Here is a 24121-nt window from a genome sequence, read left to right on the forward strand (position 1 = left end):
AGAGTGCCGTGCCAGCAGTTCCGGCCGCGTCAGATCACAGTGTCGGTCCAGCGGACGATTTGCCCGGCCGCATCGCCGAACGCGGCATCGAGCGCGCCGACATAGGCCTGGTTGCCATTGCCCGAAACGGGCGCGATGGCGCTAAACGTCTTCGAAGCGCGCACTTCACCGTTGCGGTCGTTCAACAGGCGCACGAACAGCTCGACCTCGGCATGTTCGCCGCCATCGACACGCACCTCGAACGAGCGGATCTCGACGATCACCTGATAGTCGATCGCCAGCCCCTCGCCTGGCTTGCCAACGCCGGTGAAGCTGCCCGAGCGCTGGAACGTCTCTGCCAGCCGCGCCTGTACGATCATCGGCAGCCGGTCGGCCCATTGCGCGCCCTTGAGATACTGGATCGATCGCGGTGATGGCTTGATGACGATGTTCTGGCTATCCAGCGCCTTGAGCGCCGAAGGCTGGGCGATGAGTATCTGGCGCCGGCTGCGGGCACGCGCTTCCAGCGACGGCGCCGAAAGCTCGAACGTATCCAGCGGCGCCGGTCTGCCGCCCGGCAAGGCCGCGCAGCTTGCAAGCGAAAGCGCCAGCAACATCGCCCCGACCTTAGACCCACCCGATGTGATGCTGCCTGAACTGATCGACTTCAAACGCGATCCCCCCCGGATCGTGGAAACAATGCGCATCTGCCAGCTATGTTCTTGCGGTGGTCGGGGATCGAAGTCAACGGCGCACCCTGCCGTCGAACTGCCGGACCTCGCCCTCGCCGCCGGACAAGATCCTTTGTGGGTTGCGGCTGAGATCGGTTACCGCCTCTTCGATGCGATTGATCGAACGGCGGCTGTCCTGGACCAGCGCTTCGACGTTTTGCAGCCCTTGTCCCGAGAACCGCGCCAGATTGTCGGTAATGGTACCGAGACGGGCGTTCAGCGTGTCGGCGACCTGCTTGAACGATTTCAGCGTCGCTCTGGCGTCGGCCATGACGCCGTCGGCCTGGCCGGAGCCGAGCAGTTTGTCGACCTTGGCAAGGATACCGTCGACTCGCACCGAGGCATCGTTGAGGCGTCCTGCGAGTTGGTGCGCGTCTTTGATGGTTTCATCGATGTCGTCGGCTCGGTTGGCGAACTTGTTGGTCACCTTGGCGATGTCGGCGGCAGCCTCGTTGGCGTTTTCGCTGGCCTTCTGGATATTGGCCAGCGCGGTGCGCACCTCAGCCGGATCGATGCCGTCGAGAACGCCGTCGACCTTGGCCAGCGTGCCTTGCGTCTTCTGGGCGAAGTCGTTGATCGAGCCGACCGCCGTGTCGACGTTCTTGATAACCGTGTCGAACTGCTTGCTGGTTTCCTTGAGATTGGCGGTGACCGTGTCGACGTTGGCGACGATGCTCTTGATCTGGTCCTTATCGACGGCATTGAGTAGCCCTTCCGCCGCCTTCAGGGTGCCGTCGAGCTTGCCCGAAACACCTTTTAATTCGTCCGCCAGCGAGCTGACGCTGGCCAGGAACTTGTCGACGCCGTCCGCATTCCTGGCCAGTGCATCGGAGAAGGTCTGGACATTGTTGACGGTCTGCGTCAGCGGCCCGCGAACATCCTTGGTGAAGCCTTCGAGCTCCGAAAGGACCTTGTCGGCCCGGGTGAAGATGTTCTGCGCCGTCTGCAGCAGGTTGGTGACGGCCGACGGGTTGGCAACGATCTCGGCGACGCGGCCTTCCTTTTCCGCCTCGTCGAGGAGTTTTGGCTCCTTGGGGTCGGCGCCCTTGAGCTCGATGTTGGCCTGGCCGGTGAGGCCGGCAAGCCCGATATCGGCCTGCGTCGACTTGGTGATAGGCGTATTCCGGTCTATTTCGGTGTCGGCGATAGCAGCAGTCGGATTGTCGACGTCGATATAGACACGGCGCACGTCGCCGACTTTGACGCCATTGAACAGCACGAAACTGCCACGGCCGAGCCCCGAAGCGGAGCCTGGAATGCGCACGCGCAGCACCGCCGTCTCGCCCCTTTCGCCGATAGCCGCCGTCCAATAGACGAAAGCGAAAGCCGCGAGGATCGCGGCCAGCGTGAAAATGCCGACAATGACGTAGTTGGCCCTGGTTTCCATTGCTCACTTATGGCTATGCGCGCGCCGCAAGATCAAGTTGCCGGGCGCGTTTTCCGCGGAAATAGGATTTTACCCAGGGTTCCTCGCTCCTGAGCATGTCGTCGATCGTGCCCTCGACCAGCACTTTCTTGTTGCCAAGTACCGCCACGCGATCGCACGCGGTAAACAGCGTGTCGAGATCATGCGTGACCATATACACGGTCAAATCCATCGTATCGCGCAGCTTGACGACCAATTCGTCGAATTCAGCCGCACTAATTGGATCGAGGCCGGACGTCGGTTCGTCGAGGAAAACGATGTCCGGATCGAGCGCCAGGGCGCGCGCCAAGGCGGCGCGCTTGATCATGCCGCCGGAGAGCTCGGAGGGGAATTTCTGCGCCGCCTCCGGCGGCAGTCCGACCAACTCCACCTTAAGCATGGCAAGTTCGTCCATCAGCTTCTTCGGCAAATCGAGATATTCACGCATCGGCACCTGAACGTTTTCGAGGACCGTCAGCGCCGAAAAAAGGGCGCCATGCTGGAACAGCACGCCAAGCCGCATGTCGATGCGAAGGCGCTCCCTTTCGGTTGCCTTCTCGACGTCGACGCCGAACAGTTTGATTGTTCCCGATTGCTTGCGCGTCAAGCCAAGGATGGTGCGCAAGAGAACAGATTTGCCCGCACCGGAGGCACCAACAAAGCCGAGAATCTCCCCGCGCCAGATATCGAGTGACAATTTGTCGAGAACGACCTGGTCGGCGAACGATACCGTGATGTCGTGAGCCGACAGCACGATCTCGTCTTCTTTGACCTTCGTCGCCACCTTGGTCGTGTTTGTGCCCGGCAGCGCCATCTCAGAACTCGATCGCTGCATAGAACATGGCGAAAAGCCCGTCGAGGATAATGACCACGAAGATCGACTTCACCACTGAGGCGGTCACATGCTGGCCGAGCGATTCGGCGCTGCCGCCAACCTTCATGCCCTCGACCGAGGCGATTATGCCGATGATCATGGCCATGAACGGCGCCTTGATCAGGCCCGCAAAGATGGTGCTGAGGTCGATTGCGACACGCAGCCGGTCGATGAACGCTGCCGGTGCAATGTCAGAGTAGAGCCACGCAGCCAAAATGCCGCCGCCCAGTGCTGCAAAGTTGGCGATGATCGTCAGGCAAGGCAGCGCGACGACCAGCGCGACCAGCCGCGGAAACACCAGCACGCCGATTGGATTAAGACCGATCACCTTCAGCGCATCGACCTCCTCGCGCATCTTCATCGAGCCGATCTCGGCGGTAATCGCGCTACCGGAGCGGCCGGCGATCATGATCGCCGTCATCAAAACGCCGAGCTCGCGCAGGATCAGCACGCCGACCAGGTCGACGACGAAGATGTCGGCGCCGAAATAACTGAGCTGATAGGCGCCTTGCTGGGCAACGATCGCACCGACGATGGCCGACATCAGCACCACCACCGGTATGGCGCCGACGCCCATGCGATCGATCTGGTTGAAGATCGCCGCCATATTGACGGCATGGCCACGGCCAAGCTTCATCTGAGAGCCGCGTATCGTGGCGCCGAGGATGTTCATTGCGGCCAGGAAATCGTCGCGCATCTCATAGACGCGACGGCCTACCGCCTCGAGCCCCCGAATGATGAAGTTGGGCGGCTTTGCCGGACCGGATCCGGGCTCGCGTCGAACCGCATCGCCGACGGCGCCAAGCAGGATCGAGGCAATCTCGCTTTGCCCCTGCATCTTGATCTCGACGCCCTTCTTTTCGAAGCTGCTGACCAGGCGGTCGATCAGCCAAGCGCCGGCAGTGTCCATCTTCTCGATCTGCGACAGATCGAGCGCCAGCGTCTTGAAGCCGCTGCGCTTCTCGATCTTGCGCATCTCGGCATCGACCAACGCTACGGTGCGTGTCGTCCAGCTTCCCGAGAAAGCGCAGCCGAGAACGCCGCCCTCCTCGCCGATCGCGATGCGCGGCTGGTGGTCGGGCTCCTTGGCAGGGCCGCTTGCGTCGCGTTTGCGGATGGTCAACATGGCGTCCTGTTTAGCCTGACGGGGCCGAGCTGTCGATTTGCCGACATCCTCCTTGTGCACAGCCGGAGCAGAAAAATATGGCGCGTGTCATTTCGGTCGAGGCCGAGCGCTTTCCGATAGCCGGGACCTTTACCATTTCGCGCGGCTCGAAGACCGAAGCGGAGGTGATTTCCTGCGCCATCACCGAAAACGGCCGTACAGGGCGCGGCGAATGCGTTCCTTACAAGCGCTATGGCGAGACCGTTGAGGGTGTGCGTGGCGCGATAGAGGCGATGCGCAGTGAGATCGCGCACGGCATCAGCCGCATCGCCCTGCTCGGTGCCATGCCTGCCGGCGCGGCACGCAACGCCATCGACTGCGCGCTCTGGGACCTGGAAGCGAAGATCAGCGGAACACCGGTGGCGCATACGATACGAACCGTTCCGTTACGACCGCTTGAGACGGCGTACACATTGTCGCTCGCCGAGCCGGAAGCGATGGCGGCGCAGGCCCGCGCCAACGCCCAGCGCCCGCTGCTCAAGGTCAAGATCGGCGGCGACAACGACATCGCCCGCATCCGCGCAGTGACGGCGGCGGCACCCGACAGCCGAATCATTCTTGATGCCAACGAAGGCTGGACGAACGACAACATCGTAGAAAACCTCGCCTTTGCCGCTGCGCAAGGTATCGCCTTGATCGAACAGCCGCTGCCGGCGGGACATGACGGTATTCTTCGCCACATCGCGCATCCGGTGCCGATCTGCGCCGACGAAAGCGTGCACGAGGCGAAGGATATTGGAGCGCTTGTCGGCCTCTACGACGCCATCAACATCAAGCTCGACAAATCCGGCGGCCTGACCGCAGCGCTCGTGCTTCGCGACCGCGCCCGCGAACTGGGTCTTGGCGTTATGGTCGGCTGCATGGTCGGCACATCGCTTGCGATGGCGCCGGCCGTTCTGTTGGCGCAGGATGCCGATTTCGTCGATCTCGACGGTCCGTTGCTGCTAGCCCGCGACCGCGTTCCCGGTCTCGTCTATCGAGGGTCGCTGGTGTCACCGCCCGAGCCGGCGCTGTGGGGCTGAACGCGCCGCAAGCCCGATCAGCGCCAGGCCCGTCAGGGCGATCGGGATCATGGCAAAGAAGCCGCTCGCGCCGAAGCGGTCGTAAAGAGGACCGGAAATCAGCGTCGCCACCGCCATGAAGAAGCCGTTGGAAAAGTAGGCGATGCCTTGCGCCGCCCCGGTGCGTTCTTCCACGACGGTCTCACCGATCATCTTTTGCAGGCCAATCAGCACCAGCGCCACCGAAACCGCGTGCAGCGTCTGGATCGCGAAAAACCCGCCAACGCCAAGCCCAAGCGGCCAGATCAAAGGGAAGGCGATCCAGCGCACGATAGCGCCTGTCCCGGCAATCAGCATGATCGACACGACCGAGAAGGAGGCGAAAGCCCGGGTGAAGACGACGAACATGCATATCTCGGCGACGACGCCCCACCCCCACAGCAGCCCAACAACCGAATCGCTGATGCCGATCGACTTCCAGTAGATCGACACGAAGCCGTAGAGAAACGCGTGGCTGGCGGTGATGACGCCGACCCCGGTCGAAAAATAAAGAAAATACGGGTTGAGGAGTTTTGACGCCGATTGCTGAATGTCGGCAGCCGAAAGCGGCGAGGCGCGGCGCGGGCGGCCGAGGCGCGGCGCAATCAGCCCGGCGGCTAGCGCAGCGCATAACGACACGAAGATGATCACCGGGACAGCCTGAGCACCGCTCGCCGACAAGATGAAACCGCCGGCGAGATTAGCACAGAGATAGGAGATCGAGCCCCATTTGCGCATGCCGGCGTAGTTCGAGCCGAAGCGGCGAACGCCTGAAAGGGCGAGCGAATCGGCAATCGGCGAATGCGGCGTCCAAACGACCGTCAGCGCCAGGGATACGGCAAGTACCATTGCGTAGGTCGGCGGCAGGAGGTAGCCGGCGGACAGGATCAGCGATGCGGCGACCAGCGCAACATAGACATTGGCGCGGTCGCTCGCTTTGTCTGCCAGCGCGGTAAGAAAAGGCGTCGTTGCCACACGCAGGAACATCGGCGCGGCGAGGATCACGGCTATCTGCTCGGCGTGGAACCCCTTGGCCTGCAGCCACAGGGGAAAATACGGCACATGCGTTCCGAGCGGCACGAAGAGCGTGAAGAAGATCAAGCTCATGCGCAGTTCGAAATGGCGTGGCTTGACGAGCTGTTCGGGCGAAAGCGGCGGCAGCGAGGACATTGACAGGCGATCCGTCGGCACGGCATTCAGCCGGGTCGGCCCACCACACCTGCCGCTGCATAACACGGCGAAAAAGTCGATGAAACCGCTGGACTAACCGATTGAAGCGAGGGCGGCCGGGTTTTGGTCAAGCCGCCTGGACTGCCTTGCCCTTGATGTCGATCGGCACGAGCACCTCGCCGCCGACCGGAGTCTCCGGCAGGACATGCGCCCAGTGCAGGATCTCCATCCGGCCGTCAAAATGCTCGACCACCGCCGTGCAGCTCTCCACCCAGTCGCCGGTGTTGATGTACTGCACGTCCTCGTAGCTTTCGATCGCGGCATGGTGGATGTGCCCGCAGATGACGCCGTCGACGTGCGAGCGGCGCGCCTCCTCGGTCAGCACGGTCTGGAACGAGCCGATGAAATTCACCGCCTTCTTGACCTTGACCTTGGCCCAGGACGAGAACGACCAGTAAGGCAGGCCGAGCACCTGGCGCAGGCGCGTGATGACGCGGTTGACCAGCATCGCCGCGTCATAGGCGTAATCGCCGAGATAGGCGAGCCAGCGCGCATTGTGGACGACGGTGTCGAACTGGTCGCCATGAATGACAAGAAGGCGTTTGCCATCGGCGGTCTCGTGGATGGCGCGGTCGGCGACGACAATGCCGCCGAAATGCACGCCCTGGAACTGGCGCGCGAACTCGTCGTGATTGCCGGCGATGTAGGTGATGCTGGCGCCCTTGCGCGCCTTGCGCAGCAATTTCTGGACGACGTCATTGTGGCTCTGCGGCCAATGCCAGCTTCGTCTCAAGCGCCAGCCGTCGACGATGTCGCCGACGAGATAGATGATATCGGCATCGTGATGGCGCAGGAAATCGATCAGGAACTCGGCCTTCGCCGCTTTCGATCCGAGATGGACGTCGGAGATGAACATGCTGCGGAAAGTGCGGGGCTCTGCGCCGGACATCATTTGTCACCGTTGCTTTCGCGTGAGGCTATGCCCCGATTCATGCAACAACCGTATGACGGTTGCGATTGGTCCAGCCATCCGGATAGGTTGCCGCGGCAATCAGAGGAGAAAATCACCATGGATCTCGGCATTCGCGGCAAGAAGGCCATCGTCTGCGCTTCGAGCAAAGGCTTGGGACGCGGCTGCGCCATGGCACTGGCGGAGGCAGGCTGCGATCTGGTAGTCAATGGCCGCAGCGCCGACGTGCTGGCCAAAACCGCCGCTGAACTGCGGGAGAAATTCGGCGTCAAGGTGACCGAGATCGTCGGCGACATATCCAAGCCCGATGTCCAGAAGGCGCTGCTTGCCGCCTGCCCCGATCCCGACATCCTCGTCAACAACAATGGCGGTCCGCCGTTTCGCGATTTCCGCGCGCTCGACCGCGAAAAGATCCTCGAGGGCGTCACCCAGAACATGGTAACCCCTGTCGAACTGGTTCAGGCCGTGATCGACGGCATGGCGGCGCGCGGCTTCGGCCGCATCGTCAACATCACCTCGCTGTCCGTCTATGTGCCTATCCCCGGCCTCGACCTGTCGTCCGGCGCCCGCGCCGGCCTCACCTCGTTCCTCGCCGGCGTCGCGCGGACGGTGATCGACCGCAATGTGACGATCAACAACATGCTGCCGGGAAAACTCGACACCGACCGGCTGCGCGGCCCGCATGAACCCGGCAGTGTCGAGGATCCGGCGGCCGCTGCCGCGCGCAAGGCGCAAGCAGCAGCCAATGTTCCGGCCAAACGGCTCGGCACGCCGGAGGAGTTCGGCCAGATCTGCGCCTTCCTGTGCTCGGTCCATGCCGGCTACCTGACCGGGCAGAACATACCGGTCGACGGCGGCCTCTACGTCAGCGCGTTCTAGTGGTAGTATCCAACGCTTGGTTACCGTCTGGACGGCGGAAGAACGACCCTTTGCGGTTGTTGGGTTGCGAGCGCCGCATGATGCGATCTGACCTTTCCTGACATTCGCAGAAGGGAGAATTCCTTTGCCAATACATGCAACCTAGAGAGCGAATCCGATACCCGCGATCCCAATTCCCCCCACCAGGATCAGGCTCACGGCCCACACATTGTCGAGATTGAACCAGCTTTGTGAGATGAACTTGGGTGCGAGCCATCGATAGACGGCAATGGCGATAACACCGCCGCTTACAATCATCGCGGCCGTATGGACCACGGAGACGGCGGTGGCGGTGATCAGATTACCGGCCATGAGCGTGATAGCCGCCTGGTGTCCAACATCGAGATCGCCTGCCTGGCACAGGCCGAGATAAATCGGCACCAGCATTAGCCCGGCGCCATGCGCGGTGGCGGCCGCGAAAGACCACAAGGCCAATTGCGCCGGCGGGATACGGGCAAGAACACGCGGGTGGCGCCGGTTGATCAGGAGATAGATCCCGGCTGCGATCACAATCAACCCCGCCGCGATGCGAATCTGTCGTTCCCAGACGATGAGCGTCAGCATCGCGCCGAAGGGGAGCAGGATACCGATCATCGCCACGAAGTGGCCTATTGCCAAAAGCCCGAGCGCCCGAAACAATTCGCCGGCACGTCTGTCCAAAAGGCCGGCCGAAACGGCCAACGGCCAGCCCATGCCAGGATTGATGCCGTGATAAATGCCGCTGGCGACGACGGCCAGCCAGAGACCGGCCGTCGTCCACTCGCTCATCGCTTCATTGACCCGGGCAGTCGGTTACACCGACGGATAGCAGAACGAATCCGTCGAGCAATCGCCGCCTTCCAGACGAATCTGGTGCGAGCGATACCCCTCGGGGAACTCGACATAAAAGTCCTTGTCCAGGGTGATCCCACCGTTCTCGCCGACATTGGCCTTGACCATGGCTGCCGGAATACCATCGCGATAGAACTGATCGTCCCAAGTCGAATACAGGGAGTTGGTCCAGTAAACGCGTTTGCCGTCGCGGCTGATCTCGACCATTTGCGGTCCGCCCCTGTAGTCGCCGCCGCCGGGATGCTTGGTCTTGCGCGTGATGCCGCCAATATGGATGGACCCTGCAAGCTTAGGCTTCATCGGATCGGTCACATCGTATTGGCGCATCTCGCCGGTGCCCCAGCAGGATACGTAGAGGAATCGGTCATCGAGCGACAGGTCGATGTCGGTTACTAGCGGCGGCACCGCCTCGAAGCCCTGAAGCAACGGCGGCAGGTCATCCTTGGCGGCTGCCTCGGGCGGGATGGTCGCCGTCTTTTCGCAATGGAATTTGCCGCCCTCGCGCCACCAGGTCCAGATCGATCCCTCGAGGTTTGTCGTGTCGACGACCACTCCAAGGAAACCGTATTCCTTGACCGGGTCATGGGCGGGGCGGACTTCCAGCGCCATCTGGTGGTTGGCGCCCAGATCGATGGTCTGCACGTTCCTACGTTCGCGCAAATTCCAGAAATGCACCCGGTGTCCATATTTGTTCGACAGGAGGTCTTCAGGCACGATGCCCTGCTCGAACTGGGGCGGAAGGGCCCACTCGCTCGACACCATGTAGTCGCGTGGCAGGTTCCACCAGAAATCATACTGCTTGTCCTGCGGCCCGCGATCGATCTCGTAGCGCCCGATGACGTCGAACGTCTGGCAATCCATGACAAAGATGCCGGGAGGTCCGTCGGTGCCGTCAGGGCCCCCGCCCCCAAGCGTCGAGACATAAATACCTTCCGGACCGCAGTGAATCGTATGAGGCCTGGAATAGCCCGTCTTGGCAAACACTTCTTCTGGCTCGATGACCTTGTGGATCTTGGCCTTGGTCGGCCCGCCCTTGGTGTCGATGACGTAAATGCGCGAAGATCGAATACCGGGAATGATCAGAAAGCGGCGCTCGAGAAACGGGTGACCATTCAGCGGCGAAAGGGCCGAAGAGCACGCGTTCCAGCCGAAATGGTGAAACTCGTCGCCCTTGTTCGGCATTATCACGCTATGGACGACCTTGCCGTAGTCCTTCGACTTCGGGTTTACGTCAACTATGGCTAGTCCATCTGGCTGAGAGAAGTCGGGACTCAACATCAAAGTGTAGGCAAAATTTTCGGCTGGCGCCTGCATTGCGAGCTTGGCAGTCGCGTGGAAAGTCGGGTCTGGCCGTACAGTCATTGTCGTCCTCCCTTGGCAGGTTAAGCAGTCCGACCGACAATCAGGGGCACGATCTGTGATGCGTTTGGATGTCCGCCGAAAACGTCGGGGCGCTTTGTTGTTCGCACGCTGTTTCGTGCGACTTTTCGAAGAATCTCACGGATTTTGGAGAACTGCAATCTCGACTTGTTTCGCCGCGAGGCCTCTGTGAGCGACGAGCGCCACAAGACATTCGAACTGGGCGGCGTACCTCGCCGCAGCACCCCGCCTATCGCCCCAACATCTCAATGGCAGACCGCACAGGAGGGCGGGGGTGCAAGCCGCAAGCTCGCCCTTGCGACATATCATCTCTCGAAAAGCCTCGGCTGCATGCTAAGAGACTCAAAACACCAAACGGACTAAACTGAGGAGGCGGCCGTCATGACAGGCGAAAGCAAGAAGGCGGCCCGATCCGACCTCGACGAAGCGGCGCTCTATTTCCATAAGCACCCCCGTCCCGGAAAGCTTGAAATCCAGGCGACGAAGCCGCTGGGCAATCAGCGCGACCTGGCGCTTGCCTATTCGCCGGGCGTCGCCGCCCCCTGCCTTGAAATCCGCGACGACCCGGCAACCGCCGCCGACTATACAGCCCGCGCCAATCTGGTCGGAGTTGTCACCAACGGTTCGGCGGTGCTGGGCCTCGGGAATATCGGTCCGCTCGCCTCCAAGCCGGTGATGGAAGGCAAGGCGGTGCTGTTCAAGAAGTTCGCCGGCATCGATGTCTTCGACATCGAGATCGACGCACCGGGCATCGAGCGCATGGTCGAAACGATCTCGGCGCTGGAACCAACCTTCGGCGGCATCAACCTGGAAGACATCAAAGCGCCCGAATGCTTCGAAGTCGAGGAGCAGTTGAAAGCCCGCATGGGCATACCAGTCTTCCATGACGACCAGCACGGCACCGCCATCATCGTCGCCGCCGCCGTGCTCAACGGGCTGGAATTCGCCGGCAAGTCCATCTCGGACATCAAGATCGTCACGTCGGGCGCTGGTGCTGCGGCGCTTGCCTGCCTCAACCTGCTGGTCTCGCTCGGCGCGCGGGTCGACAACATCTGGGTCACCGACCGGTTCGGCGTCGCCCATAAGGGCCGCGTCGAGGAGATGGACCGCTGGAAAGACCCTTATGTGAAGGACACCGAGGCGCGTACGCTGGCCGACGTTCTGCCCGGCGCCGACGTGTTTCTCGGCCTGTCTGCCGCCGGCGTGCTGAGGCCGGAATTGCTCCACCACATGGCGCCAAAGCCGCTGATCCTGGCGCTGGCCAATCCCAATCCCGAAATCATGCCGGAAGCAGCACGGGCGGCGCGGCCCGACGCGATGATCTGCACCGGCCGCTCCGATTTCCCCAATCAAGTCAATAACGTACTCTGTTTTCCTTACATCTTCCGTGGCGCGCTGGATTGCGGCGCAAGCGCCATCAACGAAGAGATGAAGATGGCTGCTGTGCGAGCGATTGCAGCGCTCGCCCGCGAAGAGCCGTCCGACGTTGCCGCGCGTGCCTATTCCGGCGAGACGCCGATCTTTGGTCCGGAGTTCCTGATCCCCTCGCCTTTCGATCCGCGGCTGATCCTGCGCATTGCCCCTGCTGTCGCCAAGGCAGCTTGCGAGACCGGCGTCGCGACCCGGCCGATCACCGATTTCGCCGCTTATATCGACAAGCTGAACCGCTTCGTCTTCCGCTCCGGCCTGGTCATGAAGCCGGTGTTCTCGATGGCCAAGACGTCGAGCGCCAAACGCGTCATCTATGCCGACGGCGAGGACGAGCGCGTGCTTCGCGCCGCCCAGGTCGTGCTCGAGGAAGGCATTGCCGAACCGATCCTGATCGGCCGCCCGCATGTCATCGAGGTGCGGCTGAAGCGCTACGGGCTGCGCATCAAGCCGGGCGTCGATTTCGGCTTGATCAACCCGGAAGACGATCCGCGTTACCGCCACTATGTCGACCTTTTGATCGAGCTTGCCGGCCGGCGTGGGGTGACGACGGAAGCCGCGCGCACCATGGTGCGCACCGACAATACGGTGATCGCGGCCCTTGCCCTGAAGCGCGGCGACGCCGACGCCATGGTCTGCGGGCTCGAAGGCCGTTTCGAGCGCCATTTGCGCAACGTGACGCTTATCATCGGGCCGCGCCCCGGCATTCGGGATCGCGACCTGTCGACGCTGTCCATGCTGATCTCGCAGCGCGGGATCATTTTCCTCACCGACACCCATGTCTCCGTCGATCCGACCGCCGAAGAAATTGCGGAAATGACCGTTTTGGCGGCCGAGGAAATTCAGCGTTTCGGCATTGAGCCCAAGGCAGCGCTGCTGTCGCATTCTGATTTCGGCTCCCGCGATTCGCCAAGCGCCATGAAGATGCGGCAGGCGGCGGCGATCCTGGCGCGCATCGCGCCAGACCTGCAATGCGACGGCGAGATGCATGCCGACTCGGCACTATCGGAGCAGCTGCGCCAACGCGTCTATCCGCATTCGCGGCTGAAGGGCGAAGCCAATCTGCTGGTGTTTCCCAATCTCGATTCGGCGAACATCACGCTGACCGCGCTGCGCACGATGATGGACGCGCTGCATGTCGGCCCGATCCTGCTCGGCACCGACAGCCCGGCGCACATATTGACACCGTCGGTCACCTCGCGCGGCGTCGTCAACATGACGGCACTGGCAGTGGTCGAAGCCGCGCATAAGGCGCAAGCCATCGTCGATCTGGGCTAGCGATGGGCCTTCTCAGACTGGCTTGAACCGGAAATGCCCTGTCTGCCTGAAGGCAAACAAAGTGTCCTCTTCTCTAGCGCCGCCGCCGATGTTGTGAATAACCAGCCTTCTTGTCGGCACCACAGTGGAGTGATTGGACGACACGATGGCAATATGCGACAGATTGCCGGGCAGCATCTGAGCGACGAGATCCCCAGGCCGATAATCGGCGGGGTCTTGGGTGACGGGCAAGACAGCACCGCGCCGCTCGAAATAGACCGCAAGATTGGGCACACGGCGGTGGTCGATGTTGCGGTCGGGCGCCTTCAAGCCCCAAGCCTTCGGATAGGCGGCAAAATTGGCCCGCATATCCTCATGCACCAATTCTTGCAGGTCGAGATCGAAGGCGCGGCGATAGGCACGGATCACGACATCCGTGCACACACCCCGCTCTGGCTCAACGTCCCCGCCCGGATAGGCCAGGCGTGTATAGGTCGGATCGTAGAGCGTGGTGACGCCGATCTGCTCACGAGCGGCTTCGACCAATCTGGTGCCCCAATCCGGCGTGACAAGCTTTTCCTGCGCCATGGCGACCGGCATCGCCAGGCATAAAAGACCAAATTGCACCGCGGCTCGGCGGGTAATCGAGGTCATCCCAAGCCTCCGGGCATTACTGAATCCAGGCATTCTTCTCGGCGAATACGCCTTTTTCGTGCAACGCCAGGATGTCGCGGTTCTGGCTCTGTCCGAAAAAGGCCGTGGGGGGTGGTCGGCATGACAGCCCTCGTCGTGATCGCGCACAGGCGCAAGCCATCGCCGATTTGAGCCGAAGCCGGAATCGGCGGTATGCTAAACGAACGGTTAACCGCGAGCGCGGTAGTTCTGAATGACAGGCAGGTGGAGGTCCGGAGGGATGACGGGCGCACATTGCAAGCTGACGCGGGCAGCCGCGCTGCTCGGCGTCCTGCTACTGTGCGGCATTGCCGTCACTCAGTCGCAGGCCGCTTCGCGCCTCTGCCGCCAGCTTGAAGCCGATCTTGGCGCCGCTTCTCGTGGTGGCGGCGGCAAGCCGGGCCTGCTCAGGAAATACGACGACGCGATCGCCCGGCAGCGCCAGCAGATTTCAAAAGCCGTCAGCCAGTCCAGCAGCGCCGGCTGCGGCTTCTCACTGTCTCGCCGCAACGCCAACGCATGCGCGGCACTCGACGCCACCATCGATCGCATGGCTGCCAATCTCGACGCCTTGCAGGCCAAGCGCAGTGAGCTTGCCGGCGGTGGTTCGCGACGCGATCGCGCGCGCATATTGGCCTCGCTTGACGCCAATGGCTGCCGCGATGATGCGGCGTCGACGCCCACACCTGTCCGCGAAGCCAGCCGTGAAAACGGCAACCGAAGCCTGCTCGACCAGCTTTTGGGCAGTGAACCTGGTGCGCCCGACCAGCCCGAAGAGCTCGACCAGGCTGAAGAGCTAAGTCAGCCGCGCAACATCCGCAGCATCCTCAACAACGCCGACGAGTTGGGCCAGCCGCGAGGCGAATTCCGCACCATGTGCGTGCGGACCTGCGACGGCTATTTCTTCCCGATGTCGAATGCTGCCTCGCTGGGCGATTTCGAGCGCGACCAGAAGAATTGCGAATCTAGCTGCCCCGGCACCGAGATGCAGGTTTTCTACACGCGCAGCATGAACGACGATTCGGCGTCGATGACGTCTTCAGTGACCGGCAGGCCTTATATCGAGTTGTCGACGGCCTACCTCTACAAGCAATCCGACACGCCCCGGCCGCCGACCTGCGGCTGCAATGCCGTGCAGAATTTCCAGATCATCGCCGGCAACCCGCCAACCCCGGCACAATCCGAGGCGAGCATGGAGACCACCCCGTTCGTTCCGCTGCCGGTTGCCAAGCCTGATCCGGGCGCCGACCCGGAGACCTTGGCCAATTCGCAAGGCGGCCTCGACCGTGAGGCGGCCAGACGGCTTGCCGCCAAACCTCTGCCCTCGCCGACATCGCTGCCGCCGCCGGAGCAGCGCAAGGTCAGGGTCGTCGGGCCAACGTTCCTTCCCGACCCAGCAGCGGCAACAGATCTGCAAGCTCCGGACCGGAAGACTGTCCCGTAAGCGCCAGCCTGAGCGGCATGAACAGGGCCTTGCCCTTGCGGCCGCTCGCCGCTCGGATCTTGCCCGTCCAGTCCTTCCAGACAGTGCCGTTCCAAGGCTCTTCCGGCAGCAGCTCGAATGCCTGGCGAAGAAAGTCGCGGTCCTCGTCGGAAAACTCCGCCGGCTCCTCTGGGCCGTCTCGAAGCGTACGCCACCAGATCGCCGCATCGGCCAGTCTGTCGAGATTGCCGCGCACCGCCAGCCAGAAAGGCTCGGCCTGTTCGCCGGAGATGCCGAGCACGATCAGCCGGTCGCGCGCCTCTGAAAACGGCATGTGGTGCAGCAGCGTGCGGTTGAGCACGAAGAGCTCGTCCGGGTCGAATTTGGCGGCGGATTTCGATGTTGCAGCCGGATCGAAGCGCTCGGCTAGCTCGGCCATCGCTGGCACCGCTACGACGTTTTCCGAGGTACCGACGAGCACCGCCAGCGAAGCCACCGCCATCGGCTCGATGCCGTTCTCACGCAGGCTCTGGATGGACAGCGCGCCGGTGCGCTTCGAAAGTCCCTCGCCTGATGCCGTTGTCAGGAGATTGTGGTGGCCGAACACCGGCGGCTCCGCGCCAAGTGCTCGGAACAGGGCTATCTGAACGCCGGTATTGGTGACGTGGTCGTCGCCGCGAATGACATGGCTGACGCCCATGTCGATGTCGTCGACAACCGAAGGTAATGTATAGAGGTAGGTGCCGTCCTCACGCCGCAGAACCGGGTCTGAAAGCGAGGCGAGGTCGACGGTTTCTTCGCCGCGCACCAGGTCGTTCCAATGGATTTCGGTGCGCTCCGGCTGCAACGGATCGCCGGTGAAGTTGGGCAGCAGAAAGCGCCAGTGCGGCCGCCGCCCATCGGCCTCATATTCCGCCACCTGCTCAGCTGTCAGCGTCAACGCCTCGCGGCCATAGACTGGCGGCAGGCCACGTGTGCGGCGCACCTTGCGCCTCAGGTCGAGCTCTTCGGGCGTCTCATAGCAAGCATAGACGAGGCGCGCCTCCTTCAGCCTCTCCAGTGCGGAATCGTAGATTTCCACGCGCCGCGACTGGTACTCCGTGGCGTCGGGGAAGATGCCCAGCCAATGCAGGTCATACAGGATAGCGTCGGAAAACTCCTGCGTCGAACGGGCAACGTCGGTGTCGTCGAAGCGCTGGATGAAGCGGCCTTTGTTCTTGATGGCGAACAGCCAATTGAACAAAGCGGTGCGCGCATTGCCGATATGGATGCGGCCGGTCGGTGACGGGGCGAAACGGACGGTAACTGTCATGAGCGGGGCGTACCGGATGGTTTTGCTGTTGACAAGACGCGCCCCCGCGCTCGGCGGCAGACATAGAACATGACAAAGGCGAAGAAAAGACTGCAGCGCGGCACGTCTATCAAGACGTGCGGCGCCGTAACCGTCAGATCACCAGGCCTTTGGTCAGTTCAAGCGCCTGGCGTTCGAACAGCCGGCGGTAGATGCCGCCTTGCAGCCGGATCAGCTGGTCATGCGAGCCCTCTTCGACGATGCGGCCGCGATCGAACACCAAAAGCCTGTCCAGCGCCCGCACCGTCGACAACCGGTGGGCAATTACCAGCGTCGTGCGGCCGACCATCAAGCGCTCCATCGCCTGCTGGATCAGCACCTCCGATTCCGAATCGAGGCTCGACGTTGCCTCATCCAGGATGAGAATGCGCGCATCGGCAAGGAAGGCGCGTGCGATTGCAACACGCTGACGCTCGCCGCCCGACAGCTTTACGCCGCGCTCGCCGACCAGCGTGCCATAGCCTTGCGGCAAATTGGCGATGAAGTCATGCGCGCTGGCCAACCGCGCCGCGTGCTCGATCTCGGCCTGCGTGGCGGCCGGCCGGGCATAGGCGATGTTTTCGGCCAGCGATCGGTGAAACAGGATCGGCTCCTGCTGGACGATTGCGATCTGTGCGCGCAGCGACGCCTGCGCCACATTGGCAATATCCTGGCCGTCGATCAGGATATTGCCCGCAGTCACGTCGTAGAGGCGCTGGATCAGCTTGACGAATGTCGTCTTGCCGGAGCCCGAATGGCCAACCAACCCAACCCGTTCGCCCGGCGCGATATCCACCGAAAAGTCGCGATAGAGCGGCAGGCGGTGGCTGCCATAATGGAATGTTACATTGTCGAAGGTGATACGGCCATCGGTGATCCGGATCGGTTTGGCTCCGGACCGATCCTCGATGCCGAGTGGTACGGACTGGAAGTCGACCAGTTCCTCCATGTCGTTGATCGAGCGCTGCAGATTGCGGATATGCGTGCCGATGTCGCGCAGATAGCCTTGCAGCACGAAGAATGAGGTCAGCACGAAGGCGACATCGCCGGCGCTCGCCTGCCCCCACGACCACAAAAGCAGGGAGAAGCCGATGACCGCTCCCCTCAAAAGCAGCAGCATCGTCCCTTGCGTGGTGCCGTTGACGGTGCCGCGCATCCAGGTGCGGCGCGTGCGACCGCGCCATTTGGCGACGACCTCGGCAAGCCGCGTCTCCTCGCGTTCCTCGGCGCCAAAACCCTTGACCACGGCGTTGCAGCTCACCGCATCGGCCAGCGAGCCGCCAAGCCGTGTATCCCACGCATTTGCAAGCCTTGCCGCGGGCGCGACATAGCCAAGCGACAGCATCGTCGTCACCGCGATGAACAGAACCGAACCGATGGCGACGATCGCGCCCATCAGCGGCCAGAACCAGCCAAGCAGCAGCGTCGAGCCGACGAGCATGACGACCGACGGCAGCAGCGCGATCAGGATCGTGTCGTTGAGCAGGTCGAGCGCCCACATGCCGCGCGTTATCTTGCGCACCGTCGATCCGGCGAAGCTGTTGGCGTGCCAGTCGGTGGAGAAGCGCTGTACGCGGTGGAAGGCGTCGGCGGCGATATCCGCCATCATCTTCAAGGTCAGCTCGACAATGGCCATGAAGGCGAGATTGCGCAGCACGACACCGGTGAGCGCCAGGGCAACCAGCATCGAAAAGGCCGCCATCGCCGCGTTCCACGCAACATCATCGGCCGCAGCACTGCTGGCGACGGCATCCACCAGCCGGCCGGAATAGAGCGGCGTCAGCACGTCGGCCAAGGTCGACAGCAGGAACGTGCCCATAATGCCGGCAAGCCGCCACGGCTGACGCCGCCAATGGCTGAACGTGAAGCCAAGAACGCTGCGAAAGGCGCCCGCGCGCAAATCTATTCGAAAACGAGCCATGATGTCATTCGGGCGCAAACGAGCCCGATCCCGGAAAAGGTCGAAAATTGAAAAAACCGCGTCGGGCGAATTAACACCCAAGGAATTGGCGGCTCGCCCGAATACGGGCGGCGACCGGCATCGACGAACGCCTGTTCCCAGCTCGGCTTCGCCGCAAAGGTAAGAACCTTCTGCTTGCCGATTGAGACCTAGGCTTCGCGGCCTCGCATAACGATGTCAAATCCTGGCATTTCGGTCCTCCCCAAGGGGATCGCGGAAAAGCGTTTATAGAGACGCCTCAACGCCGCGCCAAGTCAGTAGATAACCCAAAGCGCATCTGGTCCAAGCAGTGAGACGATTTTGCAACAATCGCGGGTTGTGCGCTGCCTCTGTTCAGGTTGCCGTGATACGGTCGAGGCGCATATAGCGGCCGTCGGTGGAAGGTCTGAAGCCGAGCTTCTCGTAAACCGCATGGGCGTCGTTGGTCGACAGGCTCCAATGCGTGACAGTCTTGCAATCCGGATGATCGATAAGCGCCTGGACAAGCCGGGTTCCGATGCCTTGCCCGCGATACCCGGGCCAGACGATGATGTCGGCGAGATAGGCAAATACCGTACGGTCGGTGATCGCCCGACCAAAGCCGACCTGATTGCCGCCGACATAGGCGCCGACGCACAGTGAGTTGGCAAAGGCGCGGCGGTGCAGTTCATCGCTGCGGCCGCGGCCCCAATAGCTCTCCTTCAAAATGTCGGACGTCGCCCGGAAGTCGATCTGCGACATGTCAAAGCTGATCTCAAAGTTGGCCATGGCTAAACCGTTATGCAGCCAATCGCCTACCCGCCATCCCTGAACCGGTTGGTAATGGGATAGCGGCGGTCGCGGCCAAAATTCTTCCTAGTGATCTTCACGCCGGGCGCCGCCTGCCGGCGCTTGTATTCGGCGACGTAAAGCAGGTGCTCGACGCGCGTCACCGTCGCCCGGTCATGGCCGCGCGCAACGATCTCGTCGACGCCCATCTCGTTCTCGACCAGGCACTCCAATATGTCATCGAGCACCGGATAGGGCGGCAGCGAATCCTGGTCGGTCTGGTTCTCTCGCAGTTCCGCCGAGGGCGCCTTGTCGATGATATTATTCGGGATCACCTCGCCGGACGGACCGAGCGCACCCGGCGGCACATGCGCGTTGCGCCAGCGCGCCAGCGCATAGACCTGCATCTTGTAGAGATCCTTGATCGGATTGAAGCCGCCATTCATGTCGCCATAAAGCGTGGCATAGCCTACCGACATCTCGCTCTTGTTGCCGGTAGTGACCACCATCGAGCCGAACTTGTTGGAAATCGCCATCAGGATGGTGCCGCGGGCACGGCTCTGCAGGTTTTCCTCGGTGATGCCTTCCTTGGTGCCCTCGAAAAGCTGCGTCAGTGTGTGCAGGAAGCCCTCGACCGGCTCGAAGATCGGCACGATATCGTAGCGGCAGCCGAGCGCGCGGGCGCAGTCCTCGGCGTCCTTGAGCGAGTCCTTCGAAGTGTAGCGGTAAGGCATCATCACGGCGCGCAGCCGCTCCTCGCCCAGCGCATCGACGGCAAGTGCCGCGCAGATCGCCGAATCGATGCCGCCGGAAAGGCCAAGCACGACATTCTTGAAGCCGTTCTTGTTGACGTAGTCGCGCAAGCCCAACATGCAGGCGCGATAGTCGGCCTCCTCCTTTTCAGGGATTTTCGACATCGGTCCGTCAGAGCAGACCCAGATGTCATTCTTTCGCTTCCAGGTGGTGACGTTGACCGTCTCCTCGAACTGGCTCATCTGGAAGGCCAGCGTCTTGTCAGAACCGATGGCAAACGATGCGCCGTCGAAGACCAGTTCGTCCTGGCCGCCAAGCTGGTTGGCATAGATGATCGGCAGTCCGCATTCGATGACCTGGCGGATGACGATCTGGTGGCGGACATCGACCTTGCCGCGATAGTAGGGCGAGCCGTTCGGCACCAGCAGGATTTCGGCGCCGCTTTCGGCCAGCGTCTCGCAGACGGCAACTTCGCCCCAGATGTCTTCGCAGATAGGCACTCCCACGCGCACGCCGCGGAAATTGACCGGCCCCTGGATCTCGGGGCCGGCCTGGAAGACGCGCTTCTCGTCGAACTCACCGTAATTCGGCAGATCGAGCTTGTAGCGTTCGGCAAGGATTTTGCCGCCATCAGCAAAGATGATCGAATTGTGCGTGCCGGTCTTGCGCTTCAACGGCGTGCCGATGATGAAGCCTGGGCCGCCGTCGGCGGTATCGCCGGCGAAATCCTCCGCCGCCCGCTCGCACGCCTTCAGGAATGCCGGCTTCAGCACCAGATCCTCAGGCGGATAGCCGGAAAGGAAAAGCTCGGTAAACAGCACGAGGTCGGCGCCTTGGCGGGCGGCATCCGCCCTCGCCTCGCGTGCCTTGGCAAGATTGCCGGCGACGTCGCCGACCGTCGGATTGAGCTGGGCGACGGCGATGCGCAATATGTCTGGAGCGGTCTTGTCTGTCATGCCCGTGGGTTTAGCGCGGCAAAATTCGTCGGGCAATGGCGTTCGTTTGGACCAAACAGTCGATCCTATTCGCCCATATATTCGCGCAAGGCTTCCGGCGGATGGTTCTCGCCGATCGACATTGCCAGAATGCGCGAAATGTGTCGGCGCGGCAGCCCGGTTTCCGCCGCCCAGGCGTTGATCTGCGCCTGGATCCTGCCCAAATCTGTCTTCGACGTCGGGCTCTCCGCAATGTCGAGCCCGGCATCGCGCAGTGCGGCCGCCATATCGGCCGAGACAACAAAAGCGTCCCACTCCAGCCAGCGCAGAAAATACTGGCCGGTATTGCCGCCGAGCCGGCTGCCGTGCTTGCCGAGATAGGCCATCAACCCGACCTGGTCATCCGCCGGCCAATCGGCCAGGAACTTGCCGAAGCTGCCGTGCTCCTTCGACACACGCTCGACGAAGGCCGCGTTGTCGCGTACGGATTTGATCTTCTGCGGATTGCGCACGATGCGCTTGTCGGCGGTGAGATCGTGCCAGAAATCGTCAGGCTGGAACAGCAGCCGCTTCGGCTCGAAGCCAAGAAATGCTTCCTCGAAACCCGGCCATTTCTGCTCGATGACGCGCCAGACAAAGCCGGCGGCAAAGACCCGCTCGGCCATGGTCGATAGGATCCGGTCATCCGCAATCTTTGCCACCGCGGCATTGTCAGGCATTGGACCCAGTAGCGACGTGAGGGCTGCCTCACCGCCTTTGCGTTTCGCTGCACGGGCGCGAATTTTCTGAAAATCCACCATTGTTTCCTGACCCCATCGCGTCAATCTACCACTTCTCGTATGAACCGGCAGCTTCTACCTCATCGCTGACGACGGAGGCGACGATGAACAAAACGATCGAGGACCTGGCAAGCCGCTGGCTGAAGCGAAAGCCGGACGGCCTCAGCGCGCTCGAAAGCCGGGTACTGCAATCTACGCTCGAGCGCACCACGATCTCCAAGGACACCAACAAGGCCGTCGCCTTTCACCAGACGTTTGGAGATCGCCTGGCCGACACCATCGCCCGGATCGGCGGCTCGTGGTCCTTCATCCTGGCATTCATTGGCTTCCTGATCCTGTGGACGGCAGGCAATGTCTGGCTCTTGTCGAGCGCCGCCTTCGATCCCTATCCATTCATCTTCCTCAATCTCGTGCTTTCCATGGTTGCCGCCCTGCAGGCGCCAGTGATCATGATGGCGCAGAACCGCCAGACCGAGCGCGATCGAATCGACGCCGCCCACGACTATGAGGTTAACCTCAAGGCCGAGATCGAGATCATGGCGTTACACGAAAAGCTCGACGAACTGCGCCACAGCCAGATCATCGGCATGCGAGACGAGATCGCCCGGCTGGCCGAGCAGGTGAAGCGCATCGACGGCATTCTGTCGAAGCAGCGAACGTCTTCATGACGGAAGCCATCCATCGTCTCATTGAGCAATATGGGTTGGTCGCGGTTTTCCTGGGCTGCGTGGCCGAGGGCGAAAGCGCCGCCATCCTTGGCGGTTTCTTCGCGCATCAGCATGTTTTCGTCCTGTGGCAGGCTTTCCTCGCGGCAGCGCTCGGCGCTTTCGGTGGCGACACGTTCTTCTTCATCTTGGGGCGGAGCTTCGCCGACCATAAATTCGTGATCAGGCTCCGTGCCCGGCCGGGCTTCAGCCACGCCTATCGTCTCGTCACCTCTCATCCCAACATCTTCGTGCTGTCGAACCGCTACATCTATGGCCTGCGCCTGGTCGGTGGTATCGCGGCGGGGCTGTCCGGCATTGCCGCGTCGCGTTTCGCCATCCTCAACGCCATCTCATCGGTGGTCTGGGCGGCGCTGTTCTGCACGGTCGGTTATGTGTTCGGGCTGGGTGCCGAGCGCATCGTCGGCCAGGCGCTGGCCCGTCACGAGCGGCTGCTGATCGCTCTGGCAATCGGCCTGGTTGTGGCTATCCTCGGCTGGCTGGCGTCGCACTTCCTCGCCAAGAAGGAGCTTCGCAGGGGAAGCTGATCGTCAATCTGTGCCGAGCGCACGGTCGCCCTTTCCAGGATCAGCGGGATGATCAGGTCTTCCTCGTCGGCAAGATGCCTGGTCAGCATGGCGATCAGCCGGCTGTTCTCGTCGGCATAGGTGTCGGCGGCGAAGCGCTGCTTGACCTCGCTCTCCTGAAGCGTGCGGATGAAGGCATTTGCCGCCTCGGCATTGCGCTCCAGTCCCTCATGGATTGTGTGGTGATCGGCATCGAGAATCTCGAAGCCGCGCTTCAGACGGGTCTCGGCCCTGGCGAAGACCGGGAAATAATGATGGTCCTCGACATTGTGATGGCCGTCGAGATTGCCGAGGAAATGGTTGAGGCGCGGCGCGAACCAGCGCGCGAATTCCGGCGCGTTCAGCCTACCTTCTCGATAATCGCCGATACCACTGGTGAGCATGTCGCCAAGCTCGCGGAACATATCGTGCCGCTGCAGCCACATATTGGCCACGCCGTGAATGTTGGCATGCGCCTGCCAGATCTCGCGCGGATATTTTTCGGCCAGCCAGCGCAGATCGTCCGGCAGGCCCTCACGTTCAAGCAGCAGAAATCCGGCGGTATCGGTCATGTCGGTTCCCTCAGACCATGATCCCGAAAAGTGGTACCGGTTTTTCGGAAAAGATCATGGTCAAACGAGAAATGCAGTGACGGCATGTAGTGTCTGAAACGTCAGATCGGTACCCCGAGGATCCGCTCGACGATCGCGACGCCCCAGACGCCTGCAGCGATTACCACCGAAATAAGCACCGCCAGCGAACCGCAATCCTTGGCCAGTTGGATATCGATGTTGAATTCACGGCTGAACGCGTCGCATGCCGCCTCGATGCCGGTGTTCAGCACCTCGATCATGATCATGAGCAGCACCGCGCCGATCAGCAGCGCATAGCCGCGCCACGATTCCGAAAGGAACCAGCCGAGCGGCAAGGCAAGCACAAGCAGCGTCAGCTCGAGCTGGAAGGCCTCCTCGCTGGCGGCCAGTTTGCGAAACGCCCGCACCGAGTTGTAAAAAGCGTCGATCAGCCGCTGCATGCCAAAACCCTTCGGAATCACCGGCAGGGGATTAGCGCAATGGCTGCACCAAGGGAATAAGGCGACCTCTT

Annotated in this window: 22 protein-coding genes; 6 read left to right on the forward strand and 16 right to left on the reverse strand. The window is 62.0% G+C overall.

Going from position 1 to position 24121, the window contains the following annotated elements; all coding sequences use genetic code 11:
• Positions 1–29: 29 nt before the first annotated feature.
• The 4 genes from NKJ72_RS19735 to NKJ72_RS19750 form a co-directional block, all read right to left on the reverse strand.
• A complete protein-coding gene (locus NKJ72_RS19735) occupies positions 30–596 on the reverse strand; it encodes an ABC-type transport auxiliary lipoprotein family protein (RefSeq protein WP_352479047.1) in 567 nt (188 codons plus the stop codon).
• Positions 597–723: 127 nt separating this feature from the next.
• Positions 724–2097 carry an MlaD family protein gene (locus NKJ72_RS19740; protein WP_254820180.1) on the reverse strand — a complete coding sequence of 458 codons (1374 nt, stop codon included), beginning with the start codon at positions 2095–2097 and terminating at the stop codon, positions 724–726.
• 13 nt (positions 2098–2110) lie between these two features.
• The gene (locus NKJ72_RS19745) at positions 2111–2929 is read right to left on the reverse strand and encodes an ABC transporter ATP-binding protein (RefSeq protein WP_254820179.1); all 819 of its coding nucleotides are present in this window, start codon (positions 2927–2929) and stop codon (positions 2111–2113) included.
• Position 2930: 1 nt separating this feature from the next.
• Positions 2931–4115 (reverse strand): ABC transporter permease, encoded by a 1185-nt coding sequence (locus tag NKJ72_RS19750; RefSeq protein ID WP_352478996.1) that lies wholly within the window; start codon positions 4113–4115, stop codon positions 2931–2933.
• A gap of 77 nt (positions 4116–4192) precedes the next feature.
• On the opposite strand from NKJ72_RS19750, the gene dgcA reads away from it, so the two are divergent.
• A complete protein-coding gene (gene dgcA, locus NKJ72_RS19755; protein ID WP_352478997.1) occupies positions 4193–5176 on the forward strand; it encodes an N-acetyl-D-Glu racemase DgcA in 984 nt (327 codons plus the stop codon).
• On the opposite strand, the gene NKJ72_RS19760 is transcribed toward dgcA, so the two are convergent.
• Together NKJ72_RS19760 and NKJ72_RS19765 are read right to left on the reverse strand one after the other, a co-directional pair.
• The gene (locus NKJ72_RS19760; protein ID WP_352478998.1) at positions 5147–6364 is read right to left on the reverse strand and encodes an MFS transporter; all 1218 of its coding nucleotides are present in this window, start codon (positions 6362–6364) and stop codon (positions 5147–5149) included. The two genes, dgcA and NKJ72_RS19760, sit on opposite strands and share 30 nt — an antisense overlap.
• A 127-nt stretch (positions 6365–6491) precedes the next feature.
• The gene (locus tag NKJ72_RS19765) at positions 6492–7313 is read right to left on the reverse strand and encodes a UDP-2,3-diacylglucosamine diphosphatase (protein WP_352478999.1); all 822 of its coding nucleotides are present in this window, start codon (positions 7311–7313) and stop codon (positions 6492–6494) included.
• A gap of 120 nt (positions 7314–7433) precedes the next feature.
• Between NKJ72_RS19765 and NKJ72_RS19770 the strand changes: the two genes are divergently transcribed.
• A complete protein-coding gene (locus NKJ72_RS19770; RefSeq protein ID WP_352479000.1) occupies positions 7434–8213 on the forward strand; it encodes an SDR family oxidoreductase in 780 nt (259 codons plus the stop codon).
• Between the two features lie 141 nt (positions 8214–8354).
• Here the strand turns inward: NKJ72_RS19770 and NKJ72_RS19775 are convergent, their stop codons facing one another.
• Positions 8355–9020 (reverse strand): hypothetical protein, encoded by a 666-nt coding sequence (locus NKJ72_RS19775; RefSeq protein WP_352479001.1) that lies wholly within the window; start codon positions 9018–9020, stop codon positions 8355–8357.
• 24 nt (positions 9021–9044) lie between these two features.
• Entirely contained in the window at positions 9045–10445 is a 1401-nt protein-coding gene (locus NKJ72_RS19780; RefSeq protein WP_352479002.1) for a selenium-binding protein SBP56-related protein, read from the reverse strand.
• 399 nt (positions 10446–10844) lie between these two features.
• On the opposite strand from NKJ72_RS19780, the gene NKJ72_RS19785 reads away from it, so the two are divergent.
• Positions 10845–13169, forward strand: a complete 2325-nt coding sequence (locus NKJ72_RS19785; protein ID WP_352479003.1) for an NADP-dependent malic enzyme — start codon at positions 10845–10847, stop codon at positions 13167–13169.
• Between the two features lie 12 nt (positions 13170–13181).
• On the opposite strand, the gene NKJ72_RS19790 is transcribed toward NKJ72_RS19785, so the two are convergent.
• A complete protein-coding gene (locus NKJ72_RS19790) occupies positions 13182–13802 on the reverse strand; it encodes a DUF1287 domain-containing protein (protein WP_254820170.1) in 621 nt (206 codons plus the stop codon).
• 259 nt (positions 13803–14061) lie between these two features.
• Between NKJ72_RS19790 and NKJ72_RS19795 the strand changes: the two genes are divergently transcribed.
• A complete protein-coding gene (locus NKJ72_RS19795) occupies positions 14062–15264 on the forward strand; it encodes a DUF2865 domain-containing protein (RefSeq protein ID WP_352479004.1) in 1203 nt (400 codons plus the stop codon).
• Here the strand turns inward: NKJ72_RS19795 and gltX are convergent.
• The 5 genes from gltX to NKJ72_RS19820 all read right to left on the reverse strand — a co-directional run bounded on the left by gltX (position 15182) and on the right by NKJ72_RS19820 (position 21768).
• Positions 15182–16555, reverse strand: coding sequence for a glutamate--tRNA ligase (gene gltX, locus NKJ72_RS19800; protein WP_352479005.1), 1374 nt, complete (start codon positions 16553–16555; stop codon positions 15182–15184). The genes NKJ72_RS19795 and gltX overlap by 83 nt on opposite strands.
• Positions 16556–16688: 133 nt before the next feature.
• Positions 16689–18494 (reverse strand): ABC transporter ATP-binding protein, encoded by a 1806-nt coding sequence (locus NKJ72_RS19805; protein WP_352479006.1) that lies wholly within the window; start codon positions 18492–18494, stop codon positions 16689–16691.
• Between the two features lie 372 nt (positions 18495–18866).
• The gene (locus NKJ72_RS19810; RefSeq protein WP_352479007.1) at positions 18867–19280 is read right to left on the reverse strand and encodes a GNAT family N-acetyltransferase; all 414 of its coding nucleotides are present in this window, start codon (positions 19278–19280) and stop codon (positions 18867–18869) included.
• A gap of 26 nt (positions 19281–19306) precedes the next feature.
• Positions 19307–20989: an NAD+ synthase gene (locus tag NKJ72_RS19815; protein WP_352479008.1), complete on the reverse strand. Its 1683-nt coding sequence runs from the start codon at positions 20987–20989 to the stop codon at positions 19307–19309.
• 65 nt (positions 20990–21054) lie between these two features.
• A complete protein-coding gene (locus NKJ72_RS19820) occupies positions 21055–21768 on the reverse strand; it encodes a DNA-3-methyladenine glycosylase I (RefSeq protein ID WP_352479009.1) in 714 nt (237 codons plus the stop codon).
• Between the two features lie 83 nt (positions 21769–21851).
• On the opposite strand from NKJ72_RS19820, the gene NKJ72_RS19825 reads away from it, so the two are divergent.
• Together NKJ72_RS19825 and NKJ72_RS19830 are read left to right on the forward strand one after the other, a co-directional pair.
• Positions 21852–22415 (forward strand): DUF1003 domain-containing protein, encoded by a 564-nt coding sequence (locus NKJ72_RS19825; protein ID WP_352479010.1) that lies wholly within the window; start codon positions 21852–21854, stop codon positions 22413–22415.
• Positions 22412–22999 (forward strand): DedA family protein, encoded by a 588-nt coding sequence (locus NKJ72_RS19830; RefSeq protein ID WP_352479011.1) that lies wholly within the window; start codon positions 22412–22414, stop codon positions 22997–22999. Before NKJ72_RS19825 ends, NKJ72_RS19830 begins: the two co-directional genes overlap by 4 nt.
• Here the strand turns inward: NKJ72_RS19830 and NKJ72_RS19835 are convergent.
• Positions 22894–23589 (reverse strand): hemerythrin domain-containing protein, encoded by a 696-nt coding sequence (locus NKJ72_RS19835; RefSeq protein WP_352479012.1) that lies wholly within the window; start codon positions 23587–23589, stop codon positions 22894–22896. The two genes, NKJ72_RS19830 and NKJ72_RS19835, sit on opposite strands and share 106 nt — an antisense overlap.
• Before the next feature lie 101 nt (positions 23590–23690).
• Complete coding sequence (locus NKJ72_RS19840) at positions 23691–24050, reverse strand: diacylglycerol kinase (RefSeq protein WP_254820160.1); 360 nt, start codon at positions 24048–24050, stop codon at positions 23691–23693.
• Positions 24051–24121: the final 71 nt, after the last annotated feature.

The organism is Mesorhizobium sp. M0045, assembly GCF_040323385.1.
Classification (GTDB): Bacteria; Pseudomonadota; Alphaproteobacteria; order Rhizobiales; family Rhizobiaceae; genus Mesorhizobium.

Excerpts from the sequence above, each read along its gene's own strand:
- NKJ72_RS19750 (WP_352478996.1), bottom strand. The coding sequence starts at position 4,115 with ATGTTGACCATCCGCAAACGCGACGCAAGCGGCCCTGCCAAGGAGCCC.
- NKJ72_RS19760 (WP_352478998.1), bottom strand. The coding sequence starts at position 6,364 with ATGTCCTCGCTGCCGCCGCTTTCGCCCGAACAGCTCGTCAAGCCACGC.
- NKJ72_RS19795 (WP_352479004.1), top strand. The coding sequence starts at position 14,062 with ATGACGGGCGCACATTGCAAGCTGACGCGGGCAGCCGCGCTGCTCGGC.
- NKJ72_RS19790 (WP_254820170.1), bottom strand. The coding sequence starts at position 13,802 with ATGACCTCGATTACCCGCCGAGCCGCGGTGCAATTTGGTCTTTTATGC.
- NKJ72_RS19830 (WP_352479011.1), top strand. The coding sequence starts at position 22,412 with ATGACGGAAGCCATCCATCGTCTCATTGAGCAATATGGGTTGGTCGCG.
- NKJ72_RS19815 (WP_352479008.1), bottom strand. The coding sequence starts at position 20,989 with ATGACAGACAAGACCGCTCCAGACATATTGCGCATCGCCGTCGCCCAG.
- NKJ72_RS19840 (WP_254820160.1), bottom strand. The coding sequence starts at position 24,050 with ATGCAGCGGCTGATCGACGCTTTTTACAACTCGGTGCGGGCGTTTCGC.
- NKJ72_RS19740 (WP_254820180.1), bottom strand. The coding sequence starts at position 2,097 with ATGGAAACCAGGGCCAACTACGTCATTGTCGGCATTTTCACGCTGGCC.
- NKJ72_RS19825 (WP_352479010.1), top strand. The coding sequence starts at position 21,852 with ATGAACAAAACGATCGAGGACCTGGCAAGCCGCTGGCTGAAGCGAAAG.
- NKJ72_RS19745 (WP_254820179.1), bottom strand. The coding sequence starts at position 2,929 with ATGGCGCTGCCGGGCACAAACACGACCAAGGTGGCGACGAAGGTCAAA.
- NKJ72_RS19820 (WP_352479009.1), bottom strand. The coding sequence starts at position 21,768 with ATGGTGGATTTTCAGAAAATTCGCGCCCGTGCAGCGAAACGCAAAGGC.
- NKJ72_RS19805 (WP_352479006.1), bottom strand. The coding sequence starts at position 18,494 with ATGGCTCGTTTTCGAATAGATTTGCGCGCGGGCGCCTTTCGCAGCGTT.
- NKJ72_RS19770 (WP_352479000.1), top strand. The coding sequence starts at position 7,434 with ATGGATCTCGGCATTCGCGGCAAGAAGGCCATCGTCTGCGCTTCGAGC.
- NKJ72_RS19810 (WP_352479007.1), bottom strand. The coding sequence starts at position 19,280 with ATGGCCAACTTTGAGATCAGCTTTGACATGTCGCAGATCGACTTCCGG.
- gltX (WP_352479005.1), bottom strand. The coding sequence starts at position 16,555 with ATGACAGTTACCGTCCGTTTCGCCCCGTCACCGACCGGCCGCATCCAT.
- NKJ72_RS19785 (WP_352479003.1), top strand. The coding sequence starts at position 10,845 with ATGACAGGCGAAAGCAAGAAGGCGGCCCGATCCGACCTCGACGAAGCG.
- dgcA (WP_352478997.1), top strand. The coding sequence starts at position 4,193 with ATGGCGCGTGTCATTTCGGTCGAGGCCGAGCGCTTTCCGATAGCCGGG.
- NKJ72_RS19735 (WP_352479047.1), bottom strand. The coding sequence starts at position 596 with ATGTTGCTGGCGCTTTCGCTTGCAAGCTGCGCGGCCTTGCCGGGCGGC.
- NKJ72_RS19835 (WP_352479012.1), bottom strand. The coding sequence starts at position 23,589 with ATGACCGATACCGCCGGATTTCTGCTGCTTGAACGTGAGGGCCTGCCG.
- NKJ72_RS19780 (WP_352479002.1), bottom strand. The coding sequence starts at position 10,445 with ATGACTGTACGGCCAGACCCGACTTTCCACGCGACTGCCAAGCTCGCA.
- NKJ72_RS19775 (WP_352479001.1), bottom strand. The coding sequence starts at position 9,020 with ATGAGCGAGTGGACGACGGCCGGTCTCTGGCTGGCCGTCGTCGCCAGC.
- NKJ72_RS19765 (WP_352478999.1), bottom strand. The coding sequence starts at position 7,313 with ATGTCCGGCGCAGAGCCCCGCACTTTCCGCAGCATGTTCATCTCCGAC.